This is a genomic window from Janthinobacterium sp. SUN128 (genome assembly GCF_030587275.1).
Taxonomy (GTDB): Bacteria; Pseudomonadota; Gammaproteobacteria; order Burkholderiales; family Burkholderiaceae_D; genus Janthinobacterium; species Janthinobacterium lividum.
The window spans coordinates 4,010,099-4,026,794 of sequence record NZ_JAPWHY010000001.1; the positions used below are offsets into that span (position 1 = coordinate 4,010,099).

Genomic DNA, 16,696 nt, shown 5'->3' on the forward strand with positions numbered 1-16,696 from the left:
TCGAGGGCGGCCCGCGCAGGTACTTCTGGCTTACATCATTTCGACAATTGCCATTCGCCGTTCTTCACTTCGACCATGCGGAAAGCCGACAGATCCAGGCCCATGTGGTCTTTGGCCGACATGTTGAAGACGCCGGTGGTGCCGACAAAACCCTTGGTCGACTCCAGCGCCGCACGCACTTTGTCGCGGTCCGTGCCGCCGGCGCGCTTGATGGCGTCGACCGACAGGTTCAGGGCGTCGAGCGCATAGCCGCCAAAGGTCGATGGGTCGATCTTGTAGCGGTCCTTATACGTCTTGTCGTAGCCGACGACGATCGCCTTTTGCGCATCGCTGTCCGGCAGCATGGCGCCGATCAGGAGGGCTGGCGTCGGCAGACGCACGCCTTCGGCGGCCTTGCCCGACAGTTTCAGGTATTCGTCGGACGCCACGCCATGCGACTGGTACAGCGGCAGCGCGGCCATGCCCAGCTGGCCATAGTTCTTGGTCACGACCGCCGGGCCCTGGCCCAGGCCGAAGACGAAGACGGCTTGCACGCCAGCGGTATTCTTGATGCGCGTGAGCTGCGCCGTGATGTCCGTGTCTTTCGGGCCGTAGGTTTCATCGGCCACCAGGGTGATGCCGTATTTCGAGGCGACGATTTGCGATTCCTTGCGGCCCGAAGCGCCAAAGCCGCTCGTTTCCGACAGCAGGCCCACCTTGCTGATGCCGCGCTTCTTCATGTCCTCGAACACCTTCTCTGCCGCCATGCGATCCGTATGCGGCGTCTTGAACACCCATTTCTTGACCGGATCGATGATGACCACGGCGCCCGCCAGCGAGATGAACGGCATGCTGGCGCGCTCCACCAGCGGCGCCATCGCCATCGTCGCGCCGGTGGTGGTGCCGCCGATCAGTACATCGACCTTGTCGGACTCGATCAGGCGCTTGGTAAAACCGTTGGCCTTGGCGGCATCGCTGCCGTCATCGTAATGCACGAGTTCCAGCTTGCGTCCCAGGACGCCGCCGGCCGCGTTGATCTTCTCGATATACAGCTGCAGGGTTTTCAGTTCCGGGTCGCCCAGGAAGGCGGCTGGCCCCGTGACGGACAGCACGGAACCGATCTTGATGTTATCGGCCGCATACGCGCCCACGGCGGACATGGCTAGCACGCCGGCGATCAGGGTTTTCTTGAAGATATTGGCAATCATTGTGGTCTCCACCAGGTTGGCACTACGGTCAAATTGGGTGGTGCTATCTTGCACCTTGTTTTATATACTGCTTTTATACGCGTTCAATAACGACGGCAATACCCTGCCCCACGCCGATGCACATGGTGCACAGCGCATAACGCCCGCCCGTGCGTTCCAGCTGGTTCAGGGCCGCCATCACCAGGCGCGCGCCCGATGCGCCCAGCGGGTGGCCGATGGCGATCGCACCGCCATTCGGATTTACGTGGGCCGCATCGTCCGCCAGCCCCAGGTCGCGCGTCACCGCCAGTGCCTGCGCCGCAAACGCTTCATTGAGTTCGATCACGTCCATCTGCTCAATGCTCAATCCCGTTTGCGCCAGCACCTTGCGCGACGCGGGCGATGGACCAAAACCCATGATGCGCGGCGCCAGGCCGGCCGTGGCCATGCCCAGCACTTTTGCGCGCGGCGTCAGTTTGTATTTGTCGACGGCGGCGGCGGACGCCAGCAGGATGGCGCAGGCGCCATCGTTCAAGCCCGAGGCATTGCCGGCCGTGACCGTGCCGTCCGGCTTGACCACGCCCTTGAGCTTTGCCAGCATGTCCAGCGAGGTATCAGGACGCGGATGTTCATCCATCGTCACCATTTTCGGTTCGCCTTTTTTTTGCGGCACGGCGACGGGCACGATTTCGCGCTCGAACACGCCTGCCGCGTGGGCAGCCGCCCAGCGCTGCTGGCTGCGCAGGGCCAGCGCATCCTGGTCGGCGCGGCTGATGCCAAATTCCACGGCCACGTTTTCCGCCGTTTCCGGCATGGTGTCGATGCCGTACTGCGCCTTCATCTTGCCGTTCACAAAACGCCAGCCCAGGGTCGTGTCTTCGATTTTCGCCGCGCGTGAAAACGCGCTGTCGGCCTTGCCCATCACGAAAGGCGCGCGCGTCATGCTTTCCACGCCACCGGCGATGATCAGTTCCGCCTCGCCCGCCTTGATGGAACGGGCAGCCATGCCGACGGCATCCAGGCTGGAGCCGCACAGGCGGTTGATGGTATTGGCGGGCACTGCCGCCGGCAAGCCGGCCAGCAGCGCAGCCATGCGGCCCACGTTGCGATTGTCCTCGCCCGCCTGATTGGCGCAGCCGTAGAACACGTCGTCGATGGCGGCCCAGTCGACGGACGGGTTGCGGGCGATCAGCGCGGCAATCGGCAGCGCACCCAGGTCGTCCGCGCGCACGCTGGACAGCGCGCCGCCATAGCGGCCAAACGGGGTGCGTACGGCGTCACAGATAAAAGCGTCATTCATGTCTGGTTCCTTGTTCGGGCGGGCTATCAGGAAAAAATCTTCGGGCGCTGGTCAACCACGCGGCGGGCCTTGCCCGTCAGGGTGCGTTCGATGCCGGCGGCGGCCACGAGGCGCACGCGCGTGCTCACGCCCACGTGTGTCTTGATGCGGTGTTCCAGCTCGCGCGCCAGCGCGTCCGTTTCACTGGCCGAGATGGTGGCAGTGAGGTCGATACGCAGCTCGGCCACCACTTCCAGCTTGTCGAGGTGGCCGTCGCGCGTGACCACCAATTGATACTGTGGCGCCAGCTTCGGCATTTTGAGGATCAGCTCTTCGATCTGCGTGGGGAAGACGTTCACGCCGCGGATGATCAGCATGTCGTCCGAGCGGCCCGTGATCTTGCCGATGCGGCGCATCGAGCGCGATGTCGGCGGCAGCAAGCGGGTCAGGTCGCGCGTGCGGTAGCGGATGATGGGCAGCGCTTCCTTCGACAGCGAGGTAAACACCAGCTCCCCCTCTTCGCCGTCCGGCAGCACTTCGCCCGTTTCCGGATCGATGATTTCCGGGTAAAAATGGTCTTCCCAGATGACGGGACCGTCCTTGCTTTCGATGCATTCGGATGCCACGCCAGGGCCCATCACTTCGGACAGGCCGTAGATGTCGACGGCGTCGATGCCGGCACGCGCCTCGATTTCCGAGCGCATGGCGTCCGTCCACGGCTCGGCGCCGAAGATGCCCACCTTCAGCGACGATTCGGCCGGGTCCAGACCCTGGCGCGTGAATTCCTCGATGATGTTGAGCATGTACGATGGCGTAACCATGATGATCGACGGCTTGAAATCCTGGATCAGTTGCACCTGCTTTTCCGTCTGCCCGCCGGACATCGGAATGACCGTACAACCAAGGCGCTCGGCGCCGTAATGCGCGCCCAGGCCGCCCGTGAACAGGCCATAGCCGTAGGAGATATGCACCATGTCGCCCGCGCGGCCGCCGCCGGCGCGGATCGAGCGCGCCACCACGTTGGCCCAGGTATCGATGTCGTTCTGCGTATAGCCGACCACCGTGGCCTTGCCCGTGGTGCCGCTGGACGCGTGGATGCGCACCACTTGCTCGCGCGGCACGGCGAACAGGCCAAACGGGTAATTGTCGCGCAAGACCTTTTTATCGGTGAACGGGAATTTGGCCAGGTCGGACAGGGATTTCAGGTCGTCCGGATGCACGCCCGCTTCGTCAAAAGCGGCGCGGTAATGGGGCACGTTGTCATACGCATGCTTGAGCGTCCATTTCATGCGTTCGAGCTGCAGCGCCTGCAGTTCATCCTTGCTGGCGCGCTCGATCGGCTCGAGGTCATTCGGTGCTGGGGTTCTCTGGACCATCTCTGTCTCCTGATTCGGTTCTATAACTATGTAATTCGTTCCGGCAGTTCAAGCCTGCTCTCGTACCTTCAATTGCTGATGACTTCACCCGCCACGCGAATCGACTTGCCACGGAAGAGCGCGATGGCGCGCCCTTCCTGGTTGCTGACCTTGACGTCGTAGACGCCGCTCTTGCCGGCCAGCGCCTGCTCGACGGCGTGCGCCGTCAGCACGTCGCCTTCGCGGCCCGGCGCCAGGTAATCGATGGTGCAGCCGGCTCCCACGGTGTTCATGTTGTAGCTGTTGCAGGCAAAGGCGAAGGCGCTGTCGGCCAGGGCAAAGATAAAACCGCCATGGCAGGTCTGGTGGCCATTGAGCATGTCCGGGCGCACCGTCATCGTCATGCGCGCATGGCCGGGGCCCACTTCGGCCAGGGCGATGCCCATGGCGGCGGTGGCGTTATCGCGCGACAGCATGGAGGCAGCGGCCGCTTCCGCCAGGGCTTGTGCGGTCATGTTGTGGTCTTCATTCGGCATGAAAGCGATCTCCATTGGCAAGTTTGCGGCGCAGCAGCGGCGAGACCCGGTAGCGGTCTTCGCCATAGCCTTGCGCCAGGTGGTGCAGCACCGACACGATGTGCTGGACGCCGACGGCATCGGCCCAGGCCAGCGGTCCGCGCGGATAGTTGACGCCCTTCTGCATGGCGATATCGACGGCGGCCACCGTGCACACGCCCTGGTTGACGGCGTCGGCCGCCTCGTTGGCCAGCATGGCGACAGTGCGCATGACGGCCAGGCCAGGCACGTCGTCCAGGCGCGTGACGATGAAACCGGCCGCCTGGAACAGGCCGACGACAGCCGCATAGGCGGCGTCGCTGCACTGGTCGGCACGGGCCACGGCAATGCGCCTGGCACCGGCGTAATCGAGCGCCAGGTCGAACAGCACCGTGTCCGGATGCTGGTTGTCGTGCGCGCGCTGGGTGGCGCTGCGGCCATCGGTCAGGTAAATCGCGGCGCCATGGCAATGCAGGGCCGGCGCCTCGTCGTGCGCCTGGCCTTCCTGCGTCACGCGGCGGCTGACGGTGATGCCCGCCTGCTCCAGGCGCTGCACCAGGCTGTGGATGATGCCGCTGTGGCCACGGCCATCGCCACCGATGGCGGCCGACAGTGCGACGAATTCGGGCTTGGCCTGCGCGCCTTCCGCCTGCGCCACGGGGGCAGCGGCGCCTTCGCCATACAGGTAAAAACCGCGGCCCGATTTGCGGCCGAGGAAACCGGCGTTGACCATTTCCTGCTGCAGCACGGACGGCGTGAAGCGCGGGTCGTTGAAATAGGCGCCGAACACGGATTGCGTGACGGAAAAATTCACGTCGTGGCCGATCAGGTCCATCAATTCGAATGGCCCCATGCGGAAACCGCCCGCTTCGCGCAGCACGGCGTCGATGGTGGCGGCGTCGCCCGCCTGTTCGTTCAGCAGGCGCCAGCCTTCCGCGTAAAACGGACGGGCGACACGGTTGACGATGAAGCCAGGCGTCGATTTTGCATGCACGGGGTTCTTGCCCCAGGCAATCGACGTGTCATACACGGTGGCGGCCACTTGCTCACTGGTGGCCAGGCCACTGATCACTTCGACCAGCGCCATCAGGGGTACAGGATTAAAGAAATGCATGCCGACCAGGCGTTCCGGGCGGCGCAGCTTGGCGGCGATGGCCGTGACGGAAATCGACGAGGTGTTCGTCGCCAGGATGCAGTCGTCGCCGACCAGCGCTTCCAGTTCCGCGAACAGGCCGCGCTTGACGTCGAGATTTTCCACGATGGCTTCCACCACCAGGGATGCATCGCTCACATCGGCCAGGCTGCCAGCCGCCTGCAGGCGCGCCGTGGCGGCTGCCGCATCGTCGGCCGTCATGCGGCCCTTTTCCGCCAGCTTCGCATACATATTGCCGATGTCGAGCAAGGCCTTGCTGACCGCTTCTGCGCGCGTGTCGTACAGTTTTACGCGGTAACCGGCGGCGGCGGCCACCTGCGCGATGCCGGCGCCCATGGCGCCGCTGCCGATGACGGCGACGATACTGTTGTTGTCCAAAGCTGCCATATCAATGTCCCTTGAATTGCGGTGCGCGCTTTTCCATGAAGGCGGCAACGCCTTCGCGGTAATCGTCGCTGTTACCGAGATCGCTCATCATGCGCGCTTCCAGCGCCAGCTGCTGCGGCAAGGTATTGGCGCCGCTGGCGGCCAGTGCCTGCTTGGTGTAGGCCAGGCCCTTGGTCGGCGCCGTGGAAAAGTGCACGGCCAGCTTGCGCGTTTCTTCCGCCAGTTGGGCATCCTCGACGCATTTCCAGATCAAGCCCCAGTCTTCCGCTTTTTCCGCCGTCAGTTTTTCACCGAGCATGGCCAGGCCCATGGCGCGCGCGGAACCGATCAGGCGTGGCAGGAAGAAGGTACCGCCCGTGTCCGGGATCAGGCCCAGCTTGCAGAACACTTCAACGAAGCTGGCCGACTTGCCGGCGATGACGATGTCGCAAGCCAGCGCCAGGTTGGCGCCCGCGCCGGCGGCCACGCCGTTGACGGCGCAGATCACGGGCATCGGCAGCGCTTTCAGGGCCAGCACCAGCGGCGCATAGTTCTTTTCCACCGACTCGCCCAGGTCCACGCCCTTCGAGCCGGGTTCCACGGCGCGGTCGGACAGATCCTGGCCCGCGCAAAAGCCGCGGCCCGCGCCCGTCAGCACGAAGACGCGCACGGTACTGTCGGCATTGACTTTCGCAATCGCGTCGCGCACTTCCTCGTGCATGGCTTGCGTAAAACTATTGAGCTTGTCGGGACGGTTCAGGGTCAGCGTGGCGATACCCTGCTCGATGGTAAAGAGGATGTTTTGGTAGGTCATGGCGTCTCGCTTGTGTAATAGGTAAGGCAGGGCCCGTGCCCTGCACCGGCTTATTCAGCCTGGTCGAAGTCGACCACGACCTTGTCTGTGAGAGGGAAACTCTGGCAACTGAGGACGAAGCCGCGCGCCACTTCGTAGTCTTCCAGCGCGTAGTTGACATCCATTTCGACTTTGCCGTCGAGGATCTTGCAGCGGCAGGTCGAACATACGCCGCCTTTGCACGAGTAGCGCATGTCGATGCCTTGGCGCAGGCCCGCGTCGAGGATGGATTCCTTGTCCTTGTCCATCGTGAAGGTGGTGTGGTTGCCATCCATGATGACGGTCACTTCCGTTTCCTGCACCACGCCCGCGTCGAGCTGCGCGCGCGGCTTGTGGGCGTTTTTCGGGATGCTGGCGGCGAACAGTTCGATCTTGATATTCTGCTTGGGCATGCCGGCAGCCTGCAGGGCAGCGGAGACACCGAGCATCATGTCTTCCGGGCCGCAGATGAAGGCGTTGTCGTAGTCTTCGACTTTGATCCAGTGCTGCAGGAATTGCTCGCATTTTTCCTGCGTGATGCGGCCGTTGAACAATTCGATGTCCTGCTGCTCGCGGCTCATCACGTAGACCAGGTTCAAACGCTCCAGGTACACATCCTTCAAGTCCGTCAATTCTTCCTTGAAGATGACGGACGACGAGGCGCGGTTACCGTAGAACAGGGTGAAGCGGCTCAGGGGTTCCGTCAGCAGGGTGGTCTTGATGATGGAGAGGATGGGCGTGATGCCGCTGCCGGCCGCGAACGCCAGGTAGTGCTTGCGGTTGACGCAGTCGAGCGGCACGTTGAAGTGGCCCATGGGCGGCATCACCTCGATGGTGGCGCCGGCTTTCAGGGTATCGTTCGCCCAAGTGGAGAAGGCACCGCCCGGCGTGCGCTTGATGGCCACGCGCAGGGTGCCATCCTGCACCGCCGAGCAGATGGAATACGAGCGGCGCACGTCTTCCGCATTGATATTGGCGCGCAGGGTCAGGTGTTGGCCCTGCTGGAAGCGGAACTGCTGCTGCAGCTCGGCTGGCACGTCGAACGTGACGGCGATGGTGTCGCGCGTTTCGTTGCGCACGTTCGCTACGCACAGCGGATAAAATTTACTCATGCTTCATCTCCAGTTTCTTCGGAACGTGTGCCTGATTTTTTAGTGGCACTTGAAGTAGTCAAACGGTTCGCGGCAAGCCAGGCACTTGTACAGGGCCTTGCACGGCGTGGAGCCGAACTGGCTGGTCAGCTGCGTATGCGTGGAACCGCAGTTCGGGCAGATCACCTCCAGCCTGGGGCCAGGCTGGCGCTTGACGCCACCACGCAAACCACTGATGTCGATCACCTGCTGCTGCGGCGGGGCGATGCCATAGCCTTTCAGCTTGGCCTTGCCCGCTTCGCTCATCCAGTCCGTCGTCCACGCGGGCGCCAGCTGGTTCACCAGGGTCACCTTGGCCACGCCATGGCTGCGCAAGGCATCCGTGACGGCGTCGGCGATCACCTGCATGGCCGGGCAGCCCGAATACGTGGGCGTGATCGTCACGATGCATGCGTCGCCATCCGTGACTTCGACGGCGCGCACGATGCCCAGGTCCACCACCGAAATGACGGGGATTTCCGGGTCCGCGACGTCGCCGAGCCAGGCCCAGACCTGGGCGGCGTCCAGCGCCGCAGCGCCAGCGGCCGTGTTCATTACCACTCCGCCCCGGGATAGGCGCGCTGCAGGAACTGCATCTCGGCCAGGATAAAACCCAGGTGCTCCGTGTGCGTGCCCTGCTTGCCGCCCTTTTGCATCCAGGCGTCGGGCGCCGGCATGACAAGCGTCGCTTCGGCGAAGATCTCGGCCACGTGTTCCAGGAAAGCCCGGCGCAGCACGTCCGATGGCGGCGCGATGCCGGCGGCAACCATGGCCTGGTCGACGGCGTCGTACTTGAACATCTCGCCCGTGTACATCCACAGCTTGTCGGCGGCAGCCTGCGTCTTGGCATGGCTGTCGGCCGTGCCGTCGCCGAGGCGCACGATCAGGTCGCCGCTGCGGCGCAGGTGATAGGTCACTTCCTTGATCGACTTTTGCGCCACTTCGACGATGCGCGCATCCGTCGATTTCGTCAGTTCCAGCAGCTGGAAGTAGTGCCAGCTGTCGAAGAAGAACTGGCGCATCATGGTGTCGGCGTAATTGCCGTTCGGCTGTTCGACCAGCAGGCAGTTCTTGAAATCGTGGGCGTCGCGCAGGAAGGCGATATCGTCCTCGTCGCGGCCCGCGTTTTCCAGTTCGGCCGCATAGCTGAACCACAGACGCGTCTGGCCCAGCAAGTCCAGCGCCACGTTGGTCAGCGCCATGTCTTCCTCCAGCGCGGGACCCTTGCCGCACAGCTGCGACAGCTGCTGGCTGAGGATCAGGGCATTGTCGCCCAGGCGCAGCAAGTAGTTAACTTTGTCATCCATTGCCGGCGCTCCCATCACAGGTTCTTGACTTCTTCCGGCATCGGGAAGAAGGTGGGATGACGGTACACCTTGCTGTTCGACGGCTCGAACAGGGCGCCCTTGTCGCCGGGGCTGCTGGCGACGATATCGGCCGCTCGCACCACCCAGATGCTCACGCCTTCATTGCGGCGCGTGTAGACGTCGCGCGCATGGTTGACCGCCATGGTGGCGTCGGAAGCGTGCAGGCTGCCCACATGCTTGTGCGCCAGGCCGTGCTGGCTGCGGATGAAAACTTCCCACAAAGGCCATTCTTTGCTCATGTTGCTATCCCCTATCTGTCTTATGTATTTACGCTGCCGCTTTGTCAGCAGCTTGCTTGTCTGCATACGCGACCAAGGCATCGCGGAACCATGCACCGTCTTCATACGCTTTCACGCGCGTTTGCAGGCGTTCGCGGTTGCATGGGCCATTGCCCTTCAGGACATTGTTGAACTCGGACCAGTCGATCTCGCCGAATTCATAGTGGCCCGTTTCCGCATTGAATTTCAGGTCGGGATCGGGCACGGTCAGGCCCAGGTATTCGATTTGCGGCACGGTCTGGTCGACCATGCGCTGGCGCAATTCATCGTTCGAGAACAGCTTGATGCGCCATTGCGCCGATTGGGCGCTGTTGACGGAGGCGGCGTCGGACGGGCCGAACATCATCAGTGATGGCCACCACCAGCGGTTCAGCGCATCCTGCGCCATGGCTTTCTGCGCCGGCGTACCCTTGCACAGCGACATCATGATGTCGTAGCCCTGGCGCGCATGGAACGATTCTTCCTTGCAGACGCGGATCATGGCGCGCGCATACGGTCCATACGAGCAGCGGCACAGGGGAATCTGGTTGATGATGGCGGAACCGTCGACCAGCCAGCCGATGGCGCCCATGTCGGCCCACGACAGGGTCGGATAATTAAAGATGCTGGAATACTTGGCTTTGCCCGAGTGCAAGGCGGCCAGCAAGTCGTCGCGCGACACGCCCAGGGTTTCCGCGGCGCTGTACAGGTACAGGCCGTGGCCCGCTTCGTCCTGGATCTTGGCCAGCAGGATGGACTTGCGTTTCAGGGTCGGCGCGCGCGTGACCCAGTTACCTTCGGGCAATTGGCCGACGATTTCCGAGTGCGCGTGCTGCGAAATCTGGCGGATCAGGGTCTTGCGGTAGGCGTCCGGCATCCAGTCCTTGGCCTCGATCTTGATGCCTTCGTCGATGCGTGCCTGGAAAGCGCGCTCTTCCTGGCCCATGTCGTCGAGGGAACGGACGTTCTTGAGGCCGGTTTCAACCATTTGTGCGTACATGATCTGTCTCCCATGTCTTTGATTTTGCGCAGCAACGCGGTGCGATGAACAGATAATACGATACAAAAAACGATTTGCATACACTTGATATGAATCATTTTAAAAATTCGTATCTTGTGCAGCTTTTTTGTGCGTATGATATTGCTGATGAGAAAACACTACAGAGCGCCACCAGCGCTTCCGGCAAATTATTGCCGCGCTACCCGCGCAGCCAAGTAAACTGCTGCTTTTATTGATTCGACCGCAACACGGCCAGACCGGAACCACATGAAGAACACCCGCTGCACGGCATGGATAGCCGATTTCCTGGAAAGCGACCCACCGCGCTCGAAGTCCCTGGTGATGACCATCTTTGGCGACGCCATCGTGCCGCGCGGCGGCGCCATCTGGCTGGGCAGCCTGATCGAACTGCTGGCGCCATTCGGCGTCAACGACCGTTTATTGCGTACCAGCGTGTTCCGCCTGGCGCAGGAAGGCTGGCTCAGCTCGCAGCGCGATGGCCGCCGCAGCGCCTATACGATACGCCCGGAGGCGCTGGCCCGCTTCGAACGCGCCTATCGCCGCATTTATGCACCGCTGGTCGTGCACTGGGATGGCAGCTGGACCCTGGTGATCGGGCCGGCCGGCAGCATCGGCGCTGCCGAGCGGGGGGCGCTGCGCAAGGAATTATTATGGGCCGGCTATGGCCTGATTTCACCGGGTATCTTTGGCCATCCGGCCAGCAATACGGAGGCATTGGAAGATATTCTCGTGCGCAATGAGGTGCAGGGCAAGCTGTATGTTTGCCACACAACAGAGTTGCCGGGCGTCAGCACGCGCCCCCTGCGCGACATGGTGGGCGACTGCTGGGACTTGTCGGAAGTGATGGCTGGCTACGAAAAATTCATCGCCAGCTTCCAGCCGCTGCTGACCCTGCTGCAAGAAGCGCCCGTGTTCGATGCCGAGCAAGCGTTCGTCATCCGCTCACTGCTGACGCACGCCTACCGCCGTGTGCAGTTGCACGACCCGCAATTGCCCGTCGAACTGCTGCCCGAGCCGTGGCCCGGCACGCAAGCCTATGCGCTGGCGCGCGACCTCTACCGCCTTACCTACGCGGCGGCAGAGGAACATATCCTGGCCACCCTGCGGCGCGAGGATGAGCAGGCGGCATCTGTCGAGCCATGGTTTTTTGAACGTTTCGGCGGACTGAACACCTGACAAAACGTCCATGGCGGCGTTGCAGGGCCTGGGCGTACGTTCGTACTGCCTGCGGCCCTGCGCCTTGCCCTGAATATTTTTCAGGCGTTCAGGATTTGCTCACTACTGCGTTCACTGCTTGGCGACGACCTGCTTGGCCCCCGCCAGCAAATCCTGCCCCAGCTTTTCCAGCGCATTGGCCTGCACCAGCATGGTGTCGAGGATGGCAGCATTGAAGGTGAATTCGGCCGGCGTGGTATAGCCGGGGAAACGTATGATGCGCAGCAATTCCTGCAAGGTCGTACCCTTGCCCAGGTGCGCCAGGGCATCGCTGAGGGCGCTGACTTTCTTTTCCAGTTCGCGTATGTGTTTGCCGTTGTCATCCATGATGCTCTCCCCGTATTGGAGCTATCACGTTAGCAAAGCGCGTCCGTCGTCGTTTGCGCCAGCACAAAGACCACCGCAAAACAGGTATCATCGCGCCATTGCACACGATGCAAAACCCATACGTTTTTATCAGGAACACTCATGACCATTAAAATCAGCCAGCAATTCGACGCCGGCGCGATCGAGGTGCTGCGCGCCGACGATGCCCAATCCATCGAGCTGAACATCCGCAAGGATTCCCACGCCGACATCACGCAGTGGTTTTACTTCCGCCTGCAAGGCGCGCAAGGCGAGGCCTGCACGATCCGCTTCATGAATGCCGGCAAATCGGCCTATCCGGACGGCTGGAAAGATTACCAGGCCGTGGCCAGCTACGACCGCGAAACCTGGTTCCGCGTGCCCACCAGCTTTGATGGCACCGTGATGACTATCGAACACACGCCCGAGGAAGAAAGCGTGTACTACGCCTACTTCGAGCCATATCCATGGGACCGCCACCTGGCCCTGATCGACAGCGCGCAAGCGTCGCCGCTGGTGCGCTTGATCGACCTGGGCAGCACCGTGGAAGGCCGCGACATGAACCTGCTGGTGGTCGGCGACGCCGATGCAGAGAAGAAAGTCTGGGTCATCGCGCGCCAGCATCCCGGTGAAACGATGGCCGAATGGTTTGTCGAAGGCATGCTCGAAGCCTTGCTGGACCAGGCCAATCCGTTTGCCCGCCAGTGCCTGCAGGACGCCGTCTTCTATGTGGTGCCGAACATGAACCCGGACGGTTCCGTGCACGGCAACCTGCGCACCAACGCGGCCGGCGCCAACCTGAACCGCGAATGGATGACGCCGACCATGGAACGCAGCCCGGAAGTGTTCCTGGTGAAACAAAAAATGCATGAAATCGGCTGCGACCTGTTCCTCGACGTGCATGGCGACGAAGGCTTGCCTTACGTCTTCGTAGCTGGCAGCGATGCGCTGGAAAATTTCACGCCGGCACAAAAGGCCGAGCAAGACCGCTTCATCGCCGACTTCAAGGTGGCCAGCCCCGACTTCCAGGATGAACACGGCTATGAAGACGGCCCGTTCACGCCGGAAGTGCTGACCATGGGTTCGCCCCATATCACCCACGCCTTCGGCTGCCTGTCGCTGACCCTGGAACTGCCGTTCAAGGACAACGCCAACGATCCCGATCCGCAAACGGGCTGGAGCGGCGCCCGCAGCGCCGCCTTGGGTGCTGCCGTATTGCAACCGATCCTGGCGACCTTGCGCGCCTGAGCACCAGGGCCGAAGCGGCCTGCTTGACCCCATGCCCCGCTCGCCGGGGCTTTTTTTTGGCTGCACGGCAAGCGTTGCTGGCCGGCTTGTTTTCTTTCCGAACTTCTTGCCTGCCAGAAATTATCGTCCTACACTGAACAACAGAATCGGACCGTGCCACGCCGCGCGGCCCCCCAACAATACGCCGCCGGGCGGGTCGCCATGACTTCCCGGCCACCGGAAATACCCATCCACGGCCCTATCCCTGCCGAATACGCTTTCTGTAACGCACACTGACCGCATCAACATCGTCATGCACGGACGCCGCTAGTCCGCAGGACGATGCCAAGCGCACGCTTTCCGCTTTTCGCCGAGGATGAATTCCCTATGTCTAAGCTTAAAATCAGCACACGCCTGGCCTTCAGTTTCGGCTTGATCATTGTCCTGCTTGCCATGGTGGCATTTGTTTCCATCAGCCGCATCCGCAACATCAATGCCTCGACGGAAAAAATCCTCGACGACCGCTATGTCAAGGTCATGCTGTCCAATACGATCCAGTCCGAAATCAATATCCAGGCCCGCCTTTTGAGCAACGCCATCATCGGTGCCAACGATACCGACGAAGTCAGCAGTTCCGTGGCCAAGATTCAGGCGTCGGCCAAAAAGAACGTGGAACTGCTGGCGCGTCTGAAAACCCTGGTCAACACGCCCAAGGGCCAGGAATTGTTTCAGGCCGTGACGACCAGCCGCGAAAGCTATGCCAGGACGCGCGATGCGAATATCAAGCTGTTGCAAGAAGGTAAAGCGGAAACGGCTGGCATCTTCCTGCTGACGCAGTTGCGCTATCCGCAGGAAAAATTCTTGACGGCACTGGCAGCCATGGCCGGCTTCCAGGAATCGCTGATGGCCGCCGAAGGCAAGCAAGCCCTCGCCGACGGGCGCCAGGCCATCATGCTGACGCTGTCGCTGTCCGTCGCCGCGGCCATCATCGCCATCGCGCTGGCCGTGCTGATCAGCCGCTCCATCAGCCGCCCCATAGCCGAAGCCGTCAAGGTGGCGCAACGGGTGGCGGCCGGTGACCTGTCGGGCAGCATCGACGCGCGCGGCGACGATGAAACGGGCCAGTTGCTGCGCGCCCTGAAGGAGATGAACGACAATCTGCAAGGCATCGTGGCCCGCGTACGCCATGGCACGGATGCCATCGCCCACGGCTCGCGTGAAATCGCCTCCGGCAATATGGACCTGTCGTCACGCACGGAACAGCAAGCCAGCTCGCTGGAAGAAACGGCGTCGTCGATGGAGGAACTGACGTCGACCGTCAAGCAGAACGGCGAGAACGCACGCCAGGCCAACCAGATGGCGCAATCGGCTTCCAGCGTGGCCAGCAAGGGCGGGCAAGTGGTGGCGGAAGTGATCACCACCATGGATTCCATCAATGCCTCGTCGAAGAAAATCGTCGACATCATCGGCGTCATCGACGGCATTGCGTTCCAGACCAATATCCTGGCCCTGAATGCGGCCGTGGAAGCGGCCAGGGCGGGCGAACAGGGACGGGGCTTTGCCGTCGTCGCCACGGAAGTGCGCAACCTGGCCCACCGCTCCGCCTCGGCCGCCAAGGAAATCAAGATCCTCATCGACGATTCCGTGCACCAGGTCAATCTCGGCAGCACCCTGGTGAACCAGGCTGGCAGCACCATGGAAGAGATCGTCAGTAGCGTACGGCGCGTAACCGACATCATGGCCGAGATCACGTCCGCCAGCAACGAGCAGGAGGCGGGCATCGAGCAGATCAACCAGGCCATCACGGAAATGGATGCCGTGACACAGCAAAATGCGGCCCTCGTGGAAGAGGCGGCCGCCGCGTCCGAAGCGCTGCAGGATCAAGCGGGCATCCTGGCCGAGGCCGTCAGCGTGTTCAAGCTCGACGGCACGCAAGCGCTGCCGCCCGTCGTGCCGGCTTCGCGTCCCGCGCCACGCGCCACTGTCGCCAGGGTGGACAAGCCCCGTCTCGTCGCCAGCGCGCCCGCCAGCCGCAAGCACGCCGTCCCCGCCGCAGTGGCGGAAACAGAATGGGAACAGTACTGATCGACTGCGGCCGGAGCGCCGCGCCGCCATGGCGCAGCGCAGCATCGCTAATCGTTGCCACATCGGCCATTGCTGCCTATACTGGGCGCAGCATTGCCCGTCCCTCCACTTGCCGATCACTACCCTGCATATGACCATCAAAGACCAGCCACGCGCTGAGGCGCGATTTTCACCGACCCGACTTGCACACGTGTGCATATTCTTGTTTCTTGGCTTGCACGTCATGCCAGGCACGACGGCCGAACTCAGCCCTGCCGCACAGCTGGGGCGGAGCATCTTCCACGATGCAAGCCTGTCCGCCTCGGGCAAGCAGTCGTGCGCCAGCTGCCACGACCCGGCCCACGCCTATGCGCCCGGCAACAAGCTGGCCGTGCAACTGGGCGGCGCCGATGGCCAGGCGCCCGGCTACCGCGCCACGCCATCGCTGCGCTACCTGGAACACACGCCGCCCTTCCGCTTTGATGAGGAAGGCGCGCCCAACGGCGGCATCAACTGGGACGGCCGAGCCGCCAGCCTGGCGGAACAGGCGGAACGGCCGTTCCTGGCGGCGCACGAAATGGCCAATGCCAGCACGGATGAAGTGGTGGAACGGCTGCGCAACGGCAGTTACGCGGAAGCATTCCAGCACGTCTTTGGCGACGCCATCTTTGCTCAACCACAACAGGCATTCAAGCGCATCACCTATGCCTTACAGCAATTCCAGCAGGAGGAGCCGGACTTCCACCGCTACGATTCCAAATATGACCTCTACCTGGCCAACAAGGTTCCCCTGGAACTGGCGGAATTGCGTGGCCTGGCCCTGTTCAACGATGAACGCAAGGGCAATTGCGCCGCCTGCCACCCCAGCGTGCGGGGAGAACACGGCGCGCCCCCCTTGTTTACGGACTTCAGTTTCGACAATCTGGGCGTGCCGCGCAATACGCGCATCCCCGCCACGGCCGACCCCACCTATTTCGACCTGGGTTTGTGCGGCCCCGACCGCACGGACCTGGCGACGAAAAGAGACTTATGCGGCGCCTTCAAGGTGCCCAGCCTGCGCAATGTGGCCACGCGCCAGGTATTCTTTCATAACGGCGTCTTCGACAACTTGACGGATGCGCTGCGTTTTTATGTGCGGCGCGATACGCATCCGCAAGAATGGTATCCGCGCGACAAGCGGGGGAAAGTGCAGAAATTCAATGACGTACCCACCAGATACCGCGCCAACGTGAACGTCAGCGAGGCGCCGTTCGACCGCAAGCGCGGCATGGCGCCCGCGCTGACCGCGGGCGAGATCGAGGACATGGTGAAGTTTCTGGCCACCCTGACGGATGGCTATCAGGTCCAGCAGTAAAGCGTGGGGCG

The 16,696-nt window shown here is 62.5% G+C and carries 16 protein-coding genes; 4 read left to right on the plus strand and 12 right to left on the minus strand.

Features of this window, described 5'->3' with window-relative positions:
* Positions 1–35 precede the first annotated feature (35 nt).
* The 11 genes from O3297_RS18115 to paaA form a co-directional block, all read right to left on the minus strand.
* A complete protein-coding gene (locus tag O3297_RS18115) occupies positions 36–1,187 on the minus strand; it encodes an ABC transporter substrate-binding protein (protein WP_034780388.1) in 1,152 nt (383 codons plus the stop codon).
* Positions 1,188–1,260: 73 nt separating this feature from the next.
* The gene (gene pcaF, locus O3297_RS18120; RefSeq protein WP_092607624.1) at positions 1,261–2,466 is read right to left on the minus strand and encodes a 3-oxoadipyl-CoA thiolase; all 1,206 of its coding nucleotides are present in this window, start codon (positions 2,464–2,466) and stop codon (positions 1,261–1,263) included.
* 26 nt (positions 2,467–2,492) lie between these two features.
* Entirely contained in the window at positions 2,493–3,821 is a 1,329-nt protein-coding gene (paaK, locus tag O3297_RS18125; protein ID WP_070254579.1) for a phenylacetate--CoA ligase PaaK, read from the minus strand.
* A 68-nt stretch (positions 3,822–3,889) separates the two neighbouring features.
* A complete protein-coding gene (gene paaI / locus O3297_RS18130) occupies positions 3,890–4,315 on the minus strand; it encodes a hydroxyphenylacetyl-CoA thioesterase PaaI (protein ID WP_370385414.1) in 426 nt (141 codons plus the stop codon).
* A gap of 10 nt (positions 4,316–4,325) precedes the next feature.
* Complete coding sequence (gene paaH, locus O3297_RS18135; RefSeq protein WP_305049351.1) at positions 4,326–5,894, minus strand: 3-hydroxyacyl-CoA dehydrogenase PaaH; 1,569 nt, start codon at positions 5,892–5,894, stop codon at positions 4,326–4,328.
* A 1-nt stretch (position 5,895) separates the two neighbouring features.
* Positions 5,896–6,687, minus strand: coding sequence for a 2-(1,2-epoxy-1,2-dihydrophenyl)acetyl-CoA isomerase PaaG (paaG, locus tag O3297_RS18140; protein ID WP_034780396.1), 792 nt, complete (start codon positions 6,685–6,687; stop codon positions 5,896–5,898).
* A 50-nt stretch (positions 6,688–6,737) separates the two neighbouring features.
* Positions 6,738–7,817: a 1,2-phenylacetyl-CoA epoxidase subunit PaaE gene (paaE, locus tag O3297_RS18145; protein WP_034780398.1), complete on the minus strand. Its 1,080-nt coding sequence runs from the start codon at positions 7,815–7,817 to the stop codon at positions 6,738–6,740.
* Positions 7,818–7,856: 39 nt separating this feature from the next.
* Complete coding sequence (paaD, locus tag O3297_RS18150) at positions 7,857–8,390, minus strand: 1,2-phenylacetyl-CoA epoxidase subunit PaaD (protein ID WP_305049352.1); 534 nt, start codon at positions 8,388–8,390, stop codon at positions 7,857–7,859.
* Positions 8,390–9,142: a 1,2-phenylacetyl-CoA epoxidase subunit PaaC gene (gene paaC, locus O3297_RS18155; protein WP_151097123.1), complete on the minus strand. Its 753-nt coding sequence runs from the start codon at positions 9,140–9,142 to the stop codon at positions 8,390–8,392. The genes paaD and paaC overlap by 1 nt, the downstream gene beginning before the upstream one ends.
* Positions 9,143–9,156: 14 nt before the next feature.
* Positions 9,157–9,441, minus strand: coding sequence for a 1,2-phenylacetyl-CoA epoxidase subunit PaaB (gene paaB, locus O3297_RS18160; RefSeq protein WP_034746356.1), 285 nt, complete (start codon positions 9,439–9,441; stop codon positions 9,157–9,159).
* Between the two features lie 28 nt (positions 9,442–9,469).
* Entirely contained in the window at positions 9,470–10,459 is a 990-nt protein-coding gene (paaA, locus tag O3297_RS18165) for a 1,2-phenylacetyl-CoA epoxidase subunit PaaA (protein ID WP_305049353.1), read from the minus strand.
* A 267-nt stretch (positions 10,460–10,726) separates the two neighbouring features.
* Between paaA and paaX the strand changes: the two genes are divergently transcribed.
* On the plus strand, positions 10,727–11,656 hold the full coding sequence (gene paaX / locus O3297_RS18170) for a phenylacetic acid degradation operon negative regulatory protein PaaX (protein WP_034780406.1): 930 nt from the start codon (positions 10,727–10,729) through the stop codon (positions 11,654–11,656).
* A gap of 111 nt (positions 11,657–11,767) precedes the next feature.
* On the opposite strand, the gene O3297_RS18175 is transcribed toward paaX, so the two are convergent.
* On the minus strand, positions 11,768–12,022 hold the full coding sequence (locus O3297_RS18175; RefSeq protein WP_176376543.1) for a hypothetical protein: 255 nt from the start codon (positions 12,020–12,022) through the stop codon (positions 11,768–11,770).
* 141 nt (positions 12,023–12,163) lie between these two features.
* On the opposite strand from O3297_RS18175, the gene O3297_RS18180 reads away from it, so the two are divergent.
* The 3 genes from O3297_RS18180 to O3297_RS18190 all read left to right on the plus strand — a co-directional run bounded on the left by O3297_RS18180 (position 12,164) and on the right by O3297_RS18190 (position 16,685).
* The gene (locus tag O3297_RS18180) at positions 12,164–13,288 is read left to right on the plus strand and encodes a M14-type cytosolic carboxypeptidase (protein ID WP_034780413.1); all 1,125 of its coding nucleotides are present in this window, start codon (positions 12,164–12,166) and stop codon (positions 13,286–13,288) included.
* Positions 13,289–13,654: 366 nt separating this feature from the next.
* Positions 13,655–15,352: a methyl-accepting chemotaxis protein gene (locus O3297_RS18185; protein WP_305049354.1), complete on the plus strand. Its 1,698-nt coding sequence runs from the start codon at positions 13,655–13,657 to the stop codon at positions 15,350–15,352.
* 223 nt (positions 15,353–15,575) lie between these two features.
* Positions 15,576–16,685: a cytochrome-c peroxidase gene (locus tag O3297_RS18190; protein WP_305049355.1), complete on the plus strand. Its 1,110-nt coding sequence runs from the start codon at positions 15,576–15,578 to the stop codon at positions 16,683–16,685.
* The last annotated feature ends 11 nt before the right edge of the window (positions 16,686–16,696 follow it).